A 15,979-nucleotide genomic window follows, 5' to 3' on the forward strand; every position below is an offset into this window, starting at 1 on the left:
GGCCTGTGCAGTACCTGTGGGAGCGGGCAAGCCCGCGAAGAATCCAGCACTAATCTTTTAGGAATGCCGCAACCTTCTCAGCCGCCGCCTGCAAGTGCTGCTCATGGCTGAACCCCGAGGCCTTCAGCGGCTTCAGGTCATGGTCCCCCGCCACCAGCCAGCTCACCTCGATCGCCGGCGATAACGCATACCCTGCCACCGCCTCGCGGTTACCCAGCGCATCCCGCTCGCCCTGCACGATCAACGTCGGCGTCTTCAATTCGGCCAGGTGCTCGACCCGTGGCTTCTCCGGCTTGCCCACCGCATAGAACGGATAGCCCAGGCACACCAGTGCATCCGCTTCCAGTTCATCGGCCAGCAGGCTGGCCATGCGCCCGCCCATGGACTTGCCACCTACCGCCAGCTTGCCCGCGACCAAAGGTCGCACCTGCCGGTACACCTCGCGCCAGCATTCCAGCAACACCTTCTGCGGGTTCGGCGGCCGCTTGCCGCCGGCAACCCTGCGCTCGGCCATGTACGGGAACTCGAAGCGCACTACCGCTACCCCAAGCGCCGCAAGCCTTTGCGCCATTTCGTCCATGAACCCGCTGTCCATCGGCGCACCTGCGCCATGGGCCAGGATCAGGCAGCCCTTGTAGCCGTCCTTGCCCCGAACGTGCGGGGGATCGCAGCGCAAGCCTGGGACATTTCCGACCTTCGCCCATTGATCCCCGTCAATACCGGCACTTTGCCCATTAATCATGCTTGCCTCGCTGTAAAGCCTGCCAAATAACCGTGGATGGGAACCCATACATGAACACAACCAGCAGTACCGCCTATAACTACAAGGTGGTCCGCCAATTCGCCATCATGACGGTGGTGTGGGGAATCGTCGGGATGGGGCTCGGCGTCTTCATCGCCGCCCAGCTCGCCTGGCCTTCCCTCAACTTCGACCTCCCCTGGACCAGCTTCGGCCGCCTGCGCCCCCTGCATACCAATGCGGTGATCTTCGCCTTCGGCGGCTGTGCGCTGTTCGCCACCTCCTATTATTCGGTGCAACGCACCTGCCAGACCACCCTGTTCGCACCGGGCCTGGCCGCGTTCACCTTCTGGGGCTGGCAACTGGTGATCCTGCTGGCGGCCATCAGCCTGCCGCTGGGCTACACCAGCTCCAAGGAATACGCCGAACTGGAATGGCCGATCGACATCCTGATCACCATCGTCTGGGTGAGCTACGCCATCGTGTTCTTCGGCACGCTGATGAAGCGCAACACCAAGCACATCTACGTCGGTAACTGGTTCTTCGGCGGCTTCATCCTCACCGTGGCGATGCTGCACGTCGTCAACAACCTGGAACTGCCGGTCAGCCTGACCAAGTCCTACTCGGTCTATGCCGGCGCCACCGATGCCATGGTGCAGTGGTGGTACGGCCACAACGCCGTGGGCTTCTTCCTGACTGCGGGCTTCCTGGGGATGATGTACTACTACGTGCCCAAGCAAGCCGAACGCCCGGTGTATTCCTATCGCCTGTCGATCGTGCACTTCTGGGCGCTGATCACCCTGTACATCTGGGCCGGCCCGCACCACCTGCACTACACCGCCCTGCCCGACTGGGCACAGTCGCTGGGCATGGTGATGTCGCTGATCCTGCTGGCACCAAGCTGGGGCGGCATGATCAACGGCATGATGACCCTGTCCGGCGCCTGGCACAAACTGCGCAGCGACCCGATCCTGCGCTTCCTGGTGGTGTCGCTGGCGTTCTACGGCATGTCCACCTTCGAAGGCCCGATGATGGCCATCAAGACGGTCAACGCCCTGTCCCACTACACCGACTGGACCATCGGCCACGTGCACGCCGGCGCCCTCGGCTGGGTGGCGATGATCTCGATCGGCGCGCTGTACCACACCATCCCGAAAGTGTTCGGCAAGGAGCGCATGTACAGCATCGGCCTGATCAACGCGCACTTCTGGCTGGCCACCATCGGCACCGTGCTGTACATCGCCTCGATGTGGGTCAACGGCATCGCCCAGGGCCTGATGTGGCGCGCGGTCAACAGCGACGGCACGCTCACCTACTCGTTCGTGGAAACCCTGGTGGCCAGCCACCCAGGCTTCATCGTGCGCTTCGTCGGCGGTGCGATCTTCCTCAGCGGCATGTTCCTGATGGCCTGGAACACCTGGCGCACCGTGCGTTCGCCGGCGCTCGATGTCGCCCCTGCGAACGCCCAGCTGGCTTGAGGAGACCTGCCTGATGAAACATGAAGTCATCGAGAAAAACGTCGGCCTGCTGGCCCTGCTGATGGTGTTTGCCGTCAGCATCGGCGGCCTGACCCAGATCGTCCCGTTGTTCTTCCAGGACGTCACCAACAAGCCGGTGGAAGGCATGAAGCCGTACACCGCGCTGCAGCTGGAAGGCCGCGATATCTACATCCGCGAAGGCTGCGTGGGCTGCCACTCGCAGATGATCCGCCCGTTCCGCGCCGAAACCGAGCGCTATGGCCACTACTCGGTGGCTGGTGAAAGCGTGTGGGACCACCCGTTCCTGTGGGGTTCCAAGCGCACCGGGCCGGACCTGGCCCGGGTCGGTGGCCGCTACTCGGACGACTGGCACCGTGCGCACCTGTACAACCCGCGCAACGTGGTACCGGAGTCGAAGATGCCGTCGTACCCATGGCTGGTCGCCCAGCAGGTCGACAACAGCCATACCGACACCAAGATGCGCACCCTGCGCACCTTGGGCGTGCCGTACACCGACGATGACATCGCCGGGGCCCGCGACGCGGTCAAGGGCAAGACCGAGATGGACGCCCTGGTCGCCTACCTGCAGGTGCTCGGCACCGCGATCAAGAACAAGAGGTGAATGCGATGGGAATGGACATCGGCATGATCCGCGGCCTGGGCACCCTGGTGGTGATGATCGCTTTCATCGGCCTCACCCTGTGGGTATTCAACCGCCGCCGCGACCGTGATTTCGCCGAAGCGCGCCTGCTGCCCTTCGTCGACGACCGCCTGCCCTCTGCCGGACAGGCACCTGCTGCAAAAAGGAGTAACGGGCAATGACCACCTTCTGGAGTACGTACATCTGCGTACTGACCATCGGTAGCCTGATTGGCCTGACCTGGCTGCTGCTCGCCACCCGCAAGGGCCAGAGCAACAACACCACCGACCAGACCATGGGCCACAGCTTCGACGGCATCGAGGAATACGACAACCCGCTGCCCAAGTGGTGGTTCTGGCTGTTCGTCGGCACCCTGGTGTTCTCGGTCGGCTACCTGATCCTCTACCCGGGCCTGGGCAACTGGAAGGGCATCCTGCCGGGCTATGAAAATGGCTGGACCGGCGCCAACGAATGGCAGAAGGAAATGGACAAGGCCGACGCAAGATTCGGCCCGATCTTCGCCAAGTATGCTGCCATGCCCGTGGAAGAAGTGGCCAAGGACCCGCAGGCGCTGAAAATGGGCAGCCGCCTGTTCGCCTCGAACTGCTCGGTGTGCCATGGCTCGGATGCCAAGGGTGCCTATGGCTTCCCCAACCTCACCGACAAGGACTGGCGCTGGGGCGGCGAGGCGGAAACCATCAAGGCCTCGATCATGAATGGTCGCCACGGCGTGATGCCGGCCTGGGCCGAAGTGATCGGCGAGCAGGGCGTGGCGGATGTGGCCGCGTTCGTGCTCACCAACCTCGATGGCCGCAGCCTGCCGGAAGGGATCAAGGCCGACGCCGCCAAGGGCAAGGAAATCTTCGCCGGCAACTGCGTGGCCTGCCACGGGCCTGAAGGCAAGGGCACCCCGGCCATGGGCGCGCCAGACCTGACCCACCCGCAGGCGTTCATCTACGGTTCAAGCTTTGCCCAGCTGCAGCAGACCATTCGCTATGGTCGCCAGGGTCAGATGCCGGCGCAGGCGGAGATCCAGGGCAACGACAAGGTGCACCTGCTGGCGGCGTATGTGTATAGCCTGTCGCAGGATGGTGCTGCTGAAACCGTGACTGCCAAGTAATACCGCCCAGGGGCCGCCTTGCGGCCCATTCGCAGCACAAGGCTGCTCCTACAAGGGTACCGCGCAAGATTACGCCCCCTGTAGGAGCAGCCTTGTGCTGCGAATGGGCTGCAAAGCAGCCCCTCTCCCCGCTCTACCCTCCCTTGCACCCCCTCCGAACACAACTAAGCTTGTTGCCTCAGTGGGCCTCGCTCCGAAAGGAGCGAAGCAGACGCGGCGCGTAGCCTGTCGCCGTCCCGATAAAAAGCTTGACCGATCGATCAGAAAAAGGCGAAAAACGGTACACATTACAAATATTTATTTGTGTACAATCGTCCAGACCCGATCGCTGCGGGACATCAGTGAACGGGCTCGGGCACGGGTCGGCGTACCAAAGTTGCGTTGCGGTAACCCCGGTGGTTATCAATACTGGCGCCGATTTTTTCGACCAACAAGAACATCAAAACCGTGGAACCTTAGCAATGAGCACAGCAATCAGTCCGACTGCTTATAACTATAAGGTCGTCCGCCAGTTCGCCATCATGACGGTGGTCTGGGGGATCCTTGGCATGGGCCTCGGCGTCTTCATCGCCTCGCAGCTGGTATGGCCGCAACTGAACCTGGACCTGCCCTGGACCAGCTTCGGCCGCCTGCGCCCGCTGCACACCAACCTGGTGATCTTCGCCTTCGGGGGCTGTGCGCTGTTCGGCACCAGCTACTACGTGGTGCAGCGCACCTGCCAGACCCGGCTGATCTCCGACAGCATGGCCGCCTTCACCTTCTGGGGTTGGCAGGCGGTGATCGTCGGGGCGCTGATCACCCTGCCGATGGGCTACACCACCACCAAGGAATACGCCGAGCTCGAGTGGCCGCTGGCGATCCTGCTGGCCATCGTCTGGGTCACCTACGGGCTGGTGTTCTTCGGCACCATCGTCAAGCGCAAGACCAAGCACATCTATGTCGGCAACTGGTTCTACGGCGCCTTCATCGTGGTTACCGCGATGCTGCACATCGTCAACCACATCTCGCTGCCGGTAAGCCTGTTCAAGTCGTACTCGGCCTACTCCGGCGCCACCGACGCGATGATCCAGTGGTGGTACGGCCACAACGCCGTGGGCTTCTTCCTCACCACCGGCTTCCTGGGGATGATGTACTACTTCGTACCCAAGCAGGCCGAACGCCCGATCTACTCGTATCGCCTGTCGATCGTGCACTTCTGGGCACTGATCACCCTGTACATCTGGGCCGGCCCGCACCACCTGCACTACACCGCCCTGCCTGACTGGGCACAGTCGCTGGGCATGGTCATGTCGATCATCCTGCTGGCGCCAAGCTGGGGCGGCATGATCAACGGCATGATGACCCTGTCCGGTGCCTGGCACAAACTGCGCACCGACCCGATCCTGCGCTTCCTGGTGGTGTCGCTGGCGTTCTACGGCATGTCCACCTTCGAAGGCCCGATGATGGCCATCAAGACCGTGAACTCGCTGTCGCACTACACCGACTGGACCATCGGCCACGTACACGCCGGCGCCCTCGGCTGGGTGGCGATGATCTCGATCGGCGCCGTGTACCACATGATCCCGCGCCTGTATGGCCGCGAGCAGATGCACAGCGTCGGCCTGATCAACGCGCACTTCTGGCTGGCTACCATCGGTACCGTGCTGTACATCGCCTCGATGTGGGTAAACGGCATCACCCAGGGCCTGATGTGGCGCGCCATCAACGATGACGGCACCCTCACCTACTCCTTCGTCGAAGCCCTGCAGGCCAGCCACCCTGGCTATATCGTCCGCGCCCTGGGCGGTGCGTTCTTCGCCACCGGCATGCTGCTGATGGCCTACAACGTGTTCCGTACCGTACGTGCCGCCAACCCGGCACAGGCTGAGGAAGCCGCCAAGATCGTCGTCGTGGGAGCGCACTGATGAAGCATGAAGCCGTCGAGAAGAACATAGGCCTGCTGGCCTTCTTCATGGTCATCGCCGTGAGCGTCGGTGGCCTGACCCAGATCGTCCCGCTGTTTTTCCAGGACGTCACCAACAAACCCGTGGAAGGCATGAAGCCGCGCACCGCGCTGGAACTTGAAGGCCGCGATATCTACATCCGCGAAGGCTGCGTGGGCTGCCACTCGCAGATGATCCGCCCGTTCCGTGCCGAAACCGAGCGCTACGGCCACTACTCGGTAGCCGGCGAGAGCGTGTGGGACCACCCGTTCCTGTGGGGCTCCAAGCGTACCGGGCCGGACCTGGCGCGGGTCGGTGGCCGTTACTCCGATGACTGGCACCGTGCGCACCTGTACAACCCGCGCAACGTGGTACCGGAATCGAAGATGCCGTCGTACCCGTGGCTGGTCGAGCACAAGCTCGACGGCAAGGACACCGCGAAGAAGATGGAAGTGCTGCGCACCCTCGGCGTGCCGTACACCGACGCCGACATCGCCGGGGCCCGCGACGCGGTCAAGGGCAAGACCGAAATGGACGCCATCGTCGCGTACCTGCAGGGTCTTGGCACCATCATCAAGAGCAAACGGTGACGCTGATGGATATCGGGATGATTCGCGGCCTGGGCACCGTCGTGGTGATGGTGGCCTTCGTGGGCCTGGCGCTGTGGGTGTTCAACCCACGGCGCAAGAAGGACTTCGACGAAGCGACCCAACTGCCCTTCGCGGATGACCCCGAAGCCAGCCGGCACGTCGAGCAAGCAAAAGCTTCTGGGAGCAAAAAACAATGACAACCTTCTGGAGTCTGTACGTTACCGTCCTGACCCTGGGCACCATCTTCTCGTTGACCTGGCTGCTGCTGTCGACCCGCAAGGGCCAGCGCGAAGAGGTCACCGACGAAACCGTCGGGCATGCCTTCGATGGCATCGAGGAGTACGACAACCCGCTGCCGAAATGGTGGTTCTGGCTGTTCGTCGGCACCATCGTCTTCGCCCTCGGCTACCTGGTGCTGTACCCGGGCCTGGGCAACTGGAAAGGCGTCCTGCCGGGCTACTCGTACCTGGATAACGACAAGCAGACCGAGTTTTCCAACGGTCAGCCGGGCTGGACCGGCGTGCACGAGTGGGAAAAGGAAATGGCCAAGGCCGACGCCCGCTTCGGGCCGATCTTCGCCAAGTTCGCCGCCATGCCCATCACCGAGGTGGCCAAGGACCCGCAGGCCCTGAAGATGGGCGCGCGGCTGTTCGCTTCCAACTGCTCGGTGTGCCACGGCTCCGACGCCAAGGGTGCCTTCGGCTTCCCTAACCTCACCGACAACGACTGGCGCTGGGGCGGCGAGCCAGACACCATCAAGACCACCATCATGGGCGGTCGCCACGGCGTGATGCCGGCCTGGGCCGAGGTGATCGGTGACCAGGGCGTGGCCGATGTGGCCGCGTTCGTGGTCAGCAAGCTCGATGGCCGCACCCTGCCAGAGGGCGTGAAGGCCGATGCCGAGAACGGGCAGAAGATCTTCGCCGCCAACTGCGTGGCCTGCCACGGGCCGGAGGGCAAGGGTACGCCAGCCATGGGCGCGCCGAACCTGACCCATCCGCAGGCGTTCATCTACGGTTCGAGCTTTGCCCAGTTGCAACAGACCATCCGCTACGGTCGCCAGGGGCAGATGCCGGCCCAGGAGCAGATGCAAGGTAATGACAAGGTGCACTTGCTGGCGGCTTATGTGTACAGCCTGTCGCAGCAGGCCGAACCGGCCAAGGCCGAGTAAGGCAGGCCTGGCCTCTTCGCGGGCTTGCCCGCTCCCACAGGTTCGCCACCAGTCTTGAGGTTGGTGTTGTCCCTGTGGGAGCGGGCAAGCCCGCGAAGGGGCCGGTAAAGGCACAGCATTTCTTGCAGGCTGATGACCTGGATCAATTGACACCTGCCATAACACGATTCATACCACGAACCCAACGCGACTAAAGGTCGCAGTGCAGCCCCATACTGCCATCAGCGGCGTATCATGGGCCGCAGAGCGCTAGCAGATTGCGCGAGACTGCGGCCGGCACGCACTGGCTGCGGCGTTTCTCCACTGCCGTGGGACTTGATGATGAGCAAGCAAATTCCGGTACATGACGTCACCCCGCCTGCCAACAAAGGGAAGGATTCCGTCGACCTCTACGCCTCCCGGGAAAAGATCTACACCCGTGCCTTCACCGGCCTGTTCCGACGCCTGCGGATGGTCGGCGGGGCAGTACTGTTCCTGCTGTACTTCGGCACCGTGTGGCTGAACTGGGGTGGGCACCAGGCCGTGTGGTGGAACCTGCCCGAGCGCAAGTTCTACATCTTCGGCGCCACCATCTGGCCGCAAGACTTCATTCTGCTTTCGGGCATCCTCATCGTTGCCGCCTTCGGCCTGTTCTTCATCACCGTGTTCGCCGGCCGGGTGTGGTGCGGCTACACCTGCCCGCAAAGCGTGTGGACATGGATTTTCATGTGGTGTGAAAAGGTCACCGAGGGCGACCGCAACCAGCGCATGAAGCTCGACAAAGCCCCCATGAGCGGCAACAAGTTCCTGCGCAAGTTCGCCAAGCACAGCCTGTGGCTGCTGATCGGTTTCGTCACCGGCATGACCTTCGTCGGCTATTTCTCGCCGATCCGTGAACTGGCCACCGAATTCTTCACAGGCGGAGCCGACGGCTGGGCCTACTTCTGGGTCGGCTTCTTCACCCTCGCCACCTACGGCAACGCCGGCTGGCTGCGTGAGCAGGTGTGCGTGTACATGTGCCCCTACGCGCGCTTCCAGAGCGTGATGTTCGACAAGGATACGCTGATCGTTTCCTACGACCCGCGCCGTGGCGAAACCCGCGGCCCGCGCAAAAAGGACATGGACTACAAGGCCAAGGGCCTGGGCGACTGCATCGACTGCACCATGTGCGTGCAGGTCTGCCCCACCGGCATCGACATCCGTGATGGCCTGCAGATCGAGTGCATCGGCTGCGCCGCGTGCATCGACGCCTGCGACAACATCATGGACAAGATGAACTACCCCAAAGGGCTGATCAGCTACACCACCGAGCACAACTTGTCCGGGCAGAAAACCCACATGCTGCGCCCGCGCCTGATCGGCTATGCCGTGGTCCTGCTGGTGATGATGGTCGGCCTGGCCACCGCCTTCGCCACCCGTTCGCTGGTCGGTTTCGACGTGAGCAAGGACCGCGTGCTGTACCGCGAGAACGCCCAGGGCCGGATCGAGAACGTGTACAGCCTGAAAGTGATGAACAAGGACCAGCGTGACCACGTCTACGTGCTGGACGCCACCGGCCTGCCGGACCTGAAGCTTGAAGGCCAGCGCGAGATCCGCGTGGACGCTGGTGACATCGTCAGCCTGCCGGTGCAGCTGTCGATCGCACCCGAGAAACTGCCATCGACCACCAACGAAATCACCTTCATCCTCAAGAGCGCCGATGACAGCGACGCCCAGGTTGAAGCCAAGAGCCGCTTCATCGGCCCACAGATCCGCTGAGAGAGATAACCCACAATGCCTGCCACCGCCGCCAGCCCCTGGTACAAGCACCTCTGGCCCTGGATCATCATCGGCATCCTCGCCACCTCGGTGTGCCTGAGCCTGACCATGGTCAGCATCGCCGTGCACAACCCGGACAACCTGGTGAACGACAACTACTACGAGGCTGGCAAGGGCATCAACCGCTCGCTGGACCGAGAACTGCTGGCGCAGACGCTGGGCCTGAAGGCCGGCGTGCACCTGGACGAGCTGACCGGCGAAGTGGACGTGCGCCTGGCCGGCAACAGCGACCCGCAGAGCCTGGAGCTGAACCTGATTTCGCCAACCCAGCCGGAGAAAGACCGCAAGGTGCTGCTGAGCAGGGTCGAGGCTGGGCGCTATGTGGGGCAGCTGGAGGACAAGGTTGACGGGCGGCGCTTCGTTGAGCTGCTGGGTAGCGAAGGTGGCCAGGTTTGGCGCTTGTTCGAGGAAGAAAAAGTGGAGCATGGTGTCACTTTGCAACTGGGTGACGAAGCCATTCAAGGCGCCGAGCACATGTAGGAGCGGCCTTGTGTCGCGAAAGGGCTGCAGCGCAGCCCCAGCGATTCATGCACCGCTGCTGAAGTCCCGGGGCCGCTTCGCGGCCCTTTCGCGACACAAGGCCGCTCCTACAGGGATGCGCGCCAGCCGGCCGATTTGTGTAAGGCAATGATGTGATGACCCAGCCCACCCCCTGCTACCACTGCGCCCTGCCCGTCCCCGCCGGCAGCCGCTTCAACGCCGTGGTCCTCGGCCAGCCTCGGCAGTTCTGCTGCCCCGGCTGCCAGGCGGTGGCCGAGTCGATCGTCGCCGGTGGCCTGGAGCACTACTACCAGCACCGCAGCGACAACAGCGCCAACCCCGAGGCCCTGCCCAAGCAGCTACAGGACGAACTGGCCCTCTACGACCGCAGCGACGTTCAGCAAACCTTCGTTCGCCATGCTGGCGACCTGGCCGAAACCACCCTGCTGGTCGAAGGCATCAGCTGCGCCGCCTGCGGCTGGCTGATCGAAAAGCACCTGCGCAACCTGCCCGGCGTCGCCGAGGCGCGCCTGAACCTGTCCAACCACCGCCTGCTGCTGAACTGGCATGACCAGCAACTGCCGCTCTCGCGCCTGCTCGCCGAGCTGCGCCAGATCGGCTACGCCGCCCACCCCTACCAGCCCGACCAGGCCGCCGAGCAACTGGCCCGCGAGAACCGCAGCGCCCTGCGCCGCCTGGGCGTGGCCGGGCTGCTGTGGTTCCAGGCGATGATGGCAACCATGGCCACCTGGCCGGAATTCAACATCGACCTGTCGCCCGAACTGCACACCATCCTGCGCTGGGTGGCGCTGTTCCTCACCATCCCCATCGTGTTCTACAGCTGCGCACCGTTCTTCAAGGGCGCGGCACGCGACCTGCGTACCCGCCACCTGACCATGGACGTTTCGGTGTCGCTGGCCATTGGCCTGGCCTTCGGCGCCGGCATCTGGACCGCCATCACCGGCAGCGGCGAGCTGTATTTCGACACCGTGGGCATGTTCGCGCTGTTCCTGCTCACCGGCCGCTACCTGGAGCGCCGCGCCCGCGAACGCACCGCCGCGGCCACTGCGCAGCTGGTCAACCTGCTGCCGGCCTCGTGCCTGCGCCTGGACGCCGTCGGCCGCAGCGAGCGCATCCTGCTCAGCGAACTGCAGCGCGGTGACACGGTGCAGGTGCTGCCAGGCGCGGTAATCCCCGCCGACGGGCGCATCGTCGAAGGCCGCTCCAGCGTCGATGAATCGTTGCTGACCGGTGAATACCTGCCGCAACCACGGCGGGTCGGCGAGCGGGTCACCGGCGGTACCCTGAACGTCGAAAGCACCCTGAACGTGGAAGTCGAAGCCCTCGGCCACGACTCGCGGTTGTCGGCCATCGTCCGCCTGCTTGAACGCGCCCAGACCGAAAAACCACGCCTGGCCGAAATCGCCGACCGGGCATCGCAGTGGTTCCTGCTGTTCTCGCTGCTGGCCGCCGCGGCCATCGGCCTGTGGTGGTGGCACCTGGACCCGGCGCGGGCGTTCTGGATCGTACTGGCCATGCTGGTAGCGACCTGCCCTTGCGCGCTGTCCCTGGCCACGCCAACGGCGCTTACTGCGGCCACCGGCACCTTGCACAAGCTCGGCCTGCTGGTCACCCGTGGCCATGTGCTGGAAGGCCTGAACCAGATCGACACGGTGATTTTCGACAAGACCGGCACGCTGACCGAAGGCCGCCTGACCTTGCGCAGCATTCGCCCGCTCGGCAGCCTGCCCGCCGACCGCTGCCTGGCCCTGGCCGCGGCGCTGGAGAACCGCTCCGAACACCCCATCGCCCGTGCCTTCGGCCGCACCGCCACGCCTGCTGACGACGTGCAGACCGTGCCGGGCCTGGGCCTGGAGGGGCTGGTCGAAGGCCAGCGCCTGCGCATTGGCCAGGCCACCTTCGTCTGCGCCCTGAGCGGCGCGGAAATCCCCGGCGTGCCAGAGCCGCGCGGCCAATGGCTGCTGCTGGGCGACCGGCAGGGCCCGCTGGCCTGGTTCGGCCTGGACGACCGCCTGCGCGACGATGCCCCTGCCCTGCTGGCGGCCTGCAAGGCCCGTGGCTGGCGCACGCTGCTGCTGTCGGGCGACAGCTCGCCGATGGTTGCCGAAGTGGCCGCGCAGCTGGGCATCGACCAGGCCATCGGCGGCCTGCGCCCGGACGACAAACTGGACCGGCTGAAGGCACTGCAGGCGGCCGGGCGCAAGGTGCTGATGCTGGGTGACGGGGTCAACGACGTGCCGGTACTGGCCGCCGCCGACATCAGCATCGCCATGGGCAGCGCCACCGACCTGGCCAAGACCAGCGCCGACGCCGTGCTGCTGTCCAACCGCCTGCAGGCGCTGGTACAGGCCTTCGAGCTGGCCCGCCGCACCCGCCGCAACATCCTCGAGAACCTGCTGTGGGCAACCTTGTATAATGGCCTGATGTTACCGTTCGCCGCGCTTGGCTGGATCACCCCGGTGTGGGCAGCCATCGGCATGTCGGTCAGTTCACTGATCGTGGTACTCAACGCCCTGCGCCTGACCCGCCTGCCCCTGGCATCGGGCCTGCCAGCGAACGAAGCGCCCTTGCCCGGGAGGAAGTCGTCATGCCCGCACTCTATGTCATGATCCCCGCAGCCCTGCTGCTGGTCGGCGTGGCCGTGTACATCTTCTTCTGGGCGGTGGACAGCGGCCAGTACGACGACCTGGAAAGCCCTGCCCACAGCATCCTGTTCGACGACCAGGACCCGCGCCACCAGGCGGCGGTGAAGCCTGACGACAACCAGGCCGACACCGACAAGGAACCCCCACCCCGTGCCTGACCTGCTGCCCCTGCTGGGCTCGGCGTTGGTCCTCGGCCTGCTCGGCGGCGGCCACTGCCTGGGCATGTGCGGCGGCCTGATGGGCGCGCTGACCCTTGCCATACCACCCGAACAACGTGGCCGGCGCTTGCGCCTGCTGCTGGCGTACAACCTTGGGCGCATTCTCAGTTATGCCTGTGCCGGCCTGCTGCTGGGCCTGGCTGGCTGGGCCGTGGCCAGCAGCCCGGCGGCGCTGGCACTGCGGGTGGTGGCGGCGCTGCTGTTGATCGCCATGGGGTTGTACCTGGCCGGCTGGTGGAGCGGGCTGACCCGCATCGAGGCGCTGGGCCGGGGGCTGTGGCGACATATACAGCCAGTGGCGTCGCGCTTGCTGCCGGTGTCCAGCGTGCCTCGGGCGTTGTTGCTGGGGGCCCTGTGGGGGTGGTTGCCGTGCGGGTTGGTGTACAGCACCTTGCTGTGGGCGGCCAGCCAAGGCAATGCCGGGTACAGCGCGGCGCTGATGCTGGCTTTCGGCGTGGGGACCTGGCCGGTATTGCTGGCTACCGGATTAGCCGCGGAGCGGGTAAACATTTTGTTGAAAAGACGCAGTGTGCGGGTGGCTGGCGGGGTGCTGGTGATGCTGTTTGGTATCTGGACCATGCCTGGACCGCACCAGCATTGGTTGATGGGGCATTGATGGGGGCCGCTTTGCGACCCTTCGCGGGCATGCCCGCTCCCACAGGATCATGTGTACCCCTGTGGGAGCGGGCAAGCCCGCGAAGGGCTGCAGAGCAGCCCCAATGCCCTTGATACAAATCAACACAGATTCCTACAGACGGCCATAGACTCCGGGGCACTGCTGCTCTTTCCGGGGACCGCCCTCATGCTCGACGACCTTCGTTGGGATACCGACCTGATCCGCCGTTACGACCTGGCCGGACCACGCTACACCTCTTACCCGACCGCCGTGCAACTGCACAGCGAAGTGGGCTCGTTCGACCTGCTCCACGCCCTGCGCGAAAGCCGTCGGGCCGCGCGCCCGCTGTCGCTGTACGTGCATGTGCCGTTCTGCGCCAACATCTGCTACTACTGCGCCTGCAACAAGGTCATCACCAAGGACCGCGGCCGCGCTGCGCCCTACCTGCAGCGCCTGGAGCAGGAAATCCAGCTGATCGCCTGCCACCTCGACCCTAAACAGCGTGTCGAGCAGCTGCATTTCGGCGGCGGCACGCCAACGTTCCTCAGCCATGTGGAACTGCGCCAGCTGATGGCCACCCTGCGCCAGCACTTCCACCTGCTGGACGACGACTCCGGCGACTACGGCATCGAGATCGACCCGCGCGAAGCCGACTGGTCGACCATGGGCCTGCTCCGCGAACTGGGCTTCAACCGCGTCAGCCTGGGCGTGCAGGACCTCGACCCGGCCGTGCAGCGCGCGGTAAACCGCCTGCAGAGCCTGGAGCAGACCCGCACCCTGATCGAAGCCGCGCGCACCTTGCAGTTCCGCTCGATCAACCTCGACCTGATCTACGGCCTGCCCAAGCAAACCCCGGAAGGCTTTGCCCGCACCGTCGAAGAAGTGATCCGCCTGCAACCCGACCGCCTGTCGGTGTTCAACTACGCCCACCTGCCCGAGCGCTTCATGCCGCAACGGCGCATCGACAGCAATGACCTGCCCAGCGCGGCCGCCAAGCTGGAGATGCTGCACGCCACCATCGACCAGCTGACCGCAGCCGGCTACCGCTACATCGGCATGGACCACTTCGCCCTGCCCGACGACGAGCTGGCCATCGCCCAGGAAGAAGGCACCCTGCAGCGCAACTTCCAGGGTTACACCACCCATGGGCACTGCGACCTGATTGGCCTGGGCGTATCGGCCATCAGCCAGATCGGCGACCTGTACTGCCAGAACAGCAGCGACCTCAATACCTACCAGGACAGCCTGTCCAACGCCCAGCTGGCCACCCAGCGCGGCCTGCTGTGCAACCACGACGACCGCATCCGCCGGGCGGTGATCCAGCAACTGATCTGCCATTTCGAGCTGGATTTCGAGCCGATCGAACAGGCCTTCACCATCGATTTTCGCGGCTACTTCAACGACCTCTGGCCAGAACTGCTGACCTTGCAGCGCGACGGCCTGATCCGCCTGGACGACAAAGGCATCCGCATCCTGCCGGCCGGCCGCCTGCTGGCGCGTTCGGTATGCATGGTGTTCGACGCCTACCTGGCGATGCACAACCGCCAGCGCTTCTCGCGGGTGATCTGAACCGAGTCGTTCAACCGCATGGACAAAGTTCCTTGCCAGGCACACCATGGGCACAGCGAAGGCCCCGGCGCACACCCGCCGGGGCCCGGCCAGTTCGCACCACAACAGCGCACGCTGGCCTACAACCTACGCCGTGAGTTACCCTTACGTCTTATGTGTGCTTTCCCACAAGGATCGAATGAAAATGTCCGAGCCAGTCAAACTGCGCCCACACAACCAGGCCCATTGCAAGGACTGCAGCCTGGCCCCCCTGTGCCTGCCTCTGTCGCTCAACCTGGAAGACATGGATGCACTGGATGAAATCGTCAAGCGTGGGCGGCCGTTGAAAAAAGGCGAGTTCCTGTTCCGCCAGGGCGACAATTTCGGCTCGGTCTACGCAGTACGTTCCGGCGCGCTGAAAACCTTCAGCCTCAGCGACAGCGGCGAAGAGCAGATCACCGGCTTCCACCTGCCCAGCGAGCTGGTCGGCCTGTCGGGCATGGATACCGAAGCCTACCCGGTGTCGGCCCAGGCCCAGGAAACCACCTCGGTGTGCGAAATCCCGTTCGAACGCCTCGACGAGCTGTCGGTGCAGCTGCCGCAGCTACGCCGCCAGCTGATGCGGGTAATGAGCCGGGAAATCCGCGACGACCAGCAGATGATGCTGCTGCTGTCGAAAAAGACCGCTGACGAGCGTATTGCCACCTTCCTGGTCAACCTGTCGGCGCGCTTCCGCGCCCGCGGCTATTCGGCCAACCAGTTCCGCCTGAGCATGTCGCGCAACGAAATCGGCAACTACCTGGGCCTGGCAGTGGAAACCGTGTCGCGGGTGTTCACCCGCTTCCAGCAGAATGGCCTGATCCGTGCCGAAGGCAAGGAAGTGCACATTCTCGACCCGATCCAGCTGTGCGCGCTGGCCGGTGGCGCAATGGAGGCCTGAGGCCGGCGTTTAGCGGGTATACTTGGGCATTCGTTTTCCCAGGATACCCGCAAC

Annotated in this window: 16 protein-coding genes; 15 read left to right on the plus strand and 1 reads right to left on the minus strand. The window is 64.3% G+C overall.

The genetic code is table 11. From position 1 onward, the window contains the following. Positions 1-49 precede the first annotated feature (49 nt). Positions 50-742: an alpha/beta family hydrolase gene (locus tag C163_RS17860; protein WP_025340007.1), complete on the minus strand. Its 693-nt coding sequence runs from the start codon at positions 740-742 to the stop codon at positions 50-52. A gap of 50 nt (positions 743-792) precedes the next feature. On the opposite strand from C163_RS17860, the gene ccoN (C163_RS17865) reads away from it, so the two are divergent. From ccoN (C163_RS17865) to fnrA, 15 genes are all read left to right on the plus strand, one after another. Beyond that, on the plus strand, positions 793-2,217 hold the full coding sequence (ccoN, locus tag C163_RS17865; protein ID WP_013973491.1) for a cytochrome-c oxidase, cbb3-type subunit I: 1,425 nt from the start codon (positions 793-795) through the stop codon (positions 2,215-2,217). Positions 2,218-2,230: 13 nt separating this feature from the next. Then, entirely contained in the window at positions 2,231-2,839 is a 609-nt protein-coding gene (gene ccoO / locus C163_RS17870; RefSeq protein ID WP_013973492.1) for a cytochrome-c oxidase, cbb3-type subunit II, read from the plus strand. A 5-nt stretch (positions 2,840-2,844) separates the two neighbouring features. Beyond that, positions 2,845-3,039, plus strand: a complete 195-nt coding sequence (locus C163_RS17875) for a cbb3-type cytochrome c oxidase subunit 3 (protein WP_025340008.1) — start codon at positions 2,845-2,847, stop codon at positions 3,037-3,039. Further along, on the plus strand, positions 3,036-3,977 hold the full coding sequence (gene ccoP, locus C163_RS17880; RefSeq protein ID WP_025340009.1) for a cytochrome-c oxidase, cbb3-type subunit III: 942 nt from the start codon (positions 3,036-3,038) through the stop codon (positions 3,975-3,977). Before C163_RS17875 ends, ccoP (C163_RS17880) begins: the two co-directional genes overlap by 4 nt. A 461-nt stretch (positions 3,978-4,438) precedes the next feature. After that, complete coding sequence (gene ccoN, locus C163_RS17885) at positions 4,439-5,881, plus strand: cytochrome-c oxidase, cbb3-type subunit I (protein WP_015271137.1); 1,443 nt, start codon at positions 4,439-4,441, stop codon at positions 5,879-5,881. Beyond that, entirely contained in the window at positions 5,881-6,489 is a 609-nt protein-coding gene (gene ccoO / locus C163_RS17890; protein ID WP_013973496.1) for a cytochrome-c oxidase, cbb3-type subunit II, read from the plus strand. Before ccoN (C163_RS17885) ends, ccoO (C163_RS17890) begins: the two co-directional genes overlap by 1 nt. 5 nt (positions 6,490-6,494) lie before the next feature. Then, positions 6,495-6,686: a CcoQ/FixQ family Cbb3-type cytochrome c oxidase assembly chaperone gene (locus tag C163_RS17895; protein WP_003259925.1), complete on the plus strand. Its 192-nt coding sequence runs from the start codon at positions 6,495-6,497 to the stop codon at positions 6,684-6,686. Next, positions 6,683-7,660, plus strand: a complete 978-nt coding sequence (ccoP, locus tag C163_RS17900) for a cytochrome-c oxidase, cbb3-type subunit III (protein WP_025340010.1) — start codon at positions 6,683-6,685, stop codon at positions 7,658-7,660. Before C163_RS17895 ends, ccoP (C163_RS17900) begins: the two co-directional genes overlap by 4 nt. Positions 7,661-7,981: 321 nt before the next feature. Next, positions 7,982-9,397 (plus strand): cytochrome c oxidase accessory protein CcoG, encoded by a 1,416-nt coding sequence (gene ccoG, locus C163_RS17905; RefSeq protein ID WP_025340011.1) that lies wholly within the window; start codon positions 7,982-7,984, stop codon positions 9,395-9,397. Positions 9,398-9,412: 15 nt separating this feature from the next. Then, positions 9,413-9,937 (plus strand): FixH family protein, encoded by a 525-nt coding sequence (locus C163_RS17910; RefSeq protein WP_025340012.1) that lies wholly within the window; start codon positions 9,413-9,415, stop codon positions 9,935-9,937. A gap of 155 nt (positions 9,938-10,092) precedes the next feature. Then, positions 10,093-12,567 (plus strand): heavy metal translocating P-type ATPase, encoded by a 2,475-nt coding sequence (locus C163_RS17915; RefSeq protein ID WP_025340013.1) that lies wholly within the window; start codon positions 10,093-10,095, stop codon positions 12,565-12,567. Continuing rightward, positions 12,546-12,761: a cbb3-type cytochrome oxidase assembly protein CcoS gene (gene ccoS / locus C163_RS17920; RefSeq protein ID WP_025340014.1), complete on the plus strand. Its 216-nt coding sequence runs from the start codon at positions 12,546-12,548 to the stop codon at positions 12,759-12,761. The genes C163_RS17915 and ccoS overlap by 22 nt, the downstream gene beginning before the upstream one ends. Further along, complete coding sequence (locus C163_RS17925) at positions 12,754-13,437, plus strand: sulfite exporter TauE/SafE family protein (protein ID WP_025340015.1); 684 nt, start codon at positions 12,754-12,756, stop codon at positions 13,435-13,437. The genes ccoS and C163_RS17925 overlap by 8 nt, the downstream gene beginning before the upstream one ends. Before the next feature lie 186 nt (positions 13,438-13,623). Next, positions 13,624-15,006, plus strand: a complete 1,383-nt coding sequence (gene hemN / locus C163_RS17930) for an oxygen-independent coproporphyrinogen III oxidase (RefSeq protein ID WP_025340016.1) — start codon at positions 13,624-13,626, stop codon at positions 15,004-15,006. A 184-nt stretch (positions 15,007-15,190) separates the two neighbouring features. Next, positions 15,191-15,925 (plus strand): Crp/Fnr family transcriptional regulator FnrA, encoded by a 735-nt coding sequence (gene fnrA, locus C163_RS17935; RefSeq protein WP_015271145.1) that lies wholly within the window; start codon positions 15,191-15,193, stop codon positions 15,923-15,925. Positions 15,926-15,979: the final 54 nt, after the last annotated feature.

The sequence above is a fragment of the Pseudomonas sp. FGI182 genome (assembly GCF_000511325.1).
Classification (GTDB): Bacteria; Pseudomonadota; Gammaproteobacteria; order Pseudomonadales; family Pseudomonadaceae; genus Aquipseudomonas; species Aquipseudomonas putida_Z.

What these genes read in the sequence shown, in the direction of transcription:
- ccoP (WP_025340009.1), top strand. Translation starts at nt 3,036, where the DNA reads ATGACCACCTTCTGGAGTACGTACATCTGCGTACTGACCATCGGTAGC.
- ccoO (WP_013973492.1), top strand. Translation starts at nt 2,231, where the DNA reads ATGAAACATGAAGTCATCGAGAAAAACGTCGGCCTGCTGGCCCTGCTG.
- ccoN (WP_015271137.1), top strand. Translation starts at nt 4,439, where the DNA reads ATGAGCACAGCAATCAGTCCGACTGCTTATAACTATAAGGTCGTCCGC.
- C163_RS17915 (WP_025340013.1), top strand. Translation starts at nt 10,093, where the DNA reads ATGACCCAGCCCACCCCCTGCTACCACTGCGCCCTGCCCGTCCCCGCC.
- ccoN (WP_013973491.1), top strand. Translation starts at nt 793, where the DNA reads ATGAACACAACCAGCAGTACCGCCTATAACTACAAGGTGGTCCGCCAA.
- fnrA (WP_015271145.1), top strand. Translation starts at nt 15,191, where the DNA reads ATGTCCGAGCCAGTCAAACTGCGCCCACACAACCAGGCCCATTGCAAG.
- C163_RS17860 (WP_025340007.1), bottom strand. Translation starts at nt 742, where the DNA reads ATGATTAATGGGCAAAGTGCCGGTATTGACGGGGATCAATGGGCGAAG.
- ccoS (WP_025340014.1), top strand. Translation starts at nt 12,546, where the DNA reads ATGCCCGCACTCTATGTCATGATCCCCGCAGCCCTGCTGCTGGTCGGC.
- C163_RS17875 (WP_025340008.1), top strand. Translation starts at nt 2,845, where the DNA reads ATGGGAATGGACATCGGCATGATCCGCGGCCTGGGCACCCTGGTGGTG.
- C163_RS17895 (WP_003259925.1), top strand. Translation starts at nt 6,495, where the DNA reads ATGGATATCGGGATGATTCGCGGCCTGGGCACCGTCGTGGTGATGGTG.
- hemN (WP_025340016.1), top strand. Translation starts at nt 13,624, where the DNA reads ATGCTCGACGACCTTCGTTGGGATACCGACCTGATCCGCCGTTACGAC.
- C163_RS17910 (WP_025340012.1), top strand. Translation starts at nt 9,413, where the DNA reads ATGCCTGCCACCGCCGCCAGCCCCTGGTACAAGCACCTCTGGCCCTGG.
- ccoP (WP_025340010.1), top strand. Translation starts at nt 6,683, where the DNA reads ATGACAACCTTCTGGAGTCTGTACGTTACCGTCCTGACCCTGGGCACC.
- ccoO (WP_013973496.1), top strand. Translation starts at nt 5,881, where the DNA reads ATGAAGCATGAAGCCGTCGAGAAGAACATAGGCCTGCTGGCCTTCTTC.
- ccoG (WP_025340011.1), top strand. Translation starts at nt 7,982, where the DNA reads ATGAGCAAGCAAATTCCGGTACATGACGTCACCCCGCCTGCCAACAAA.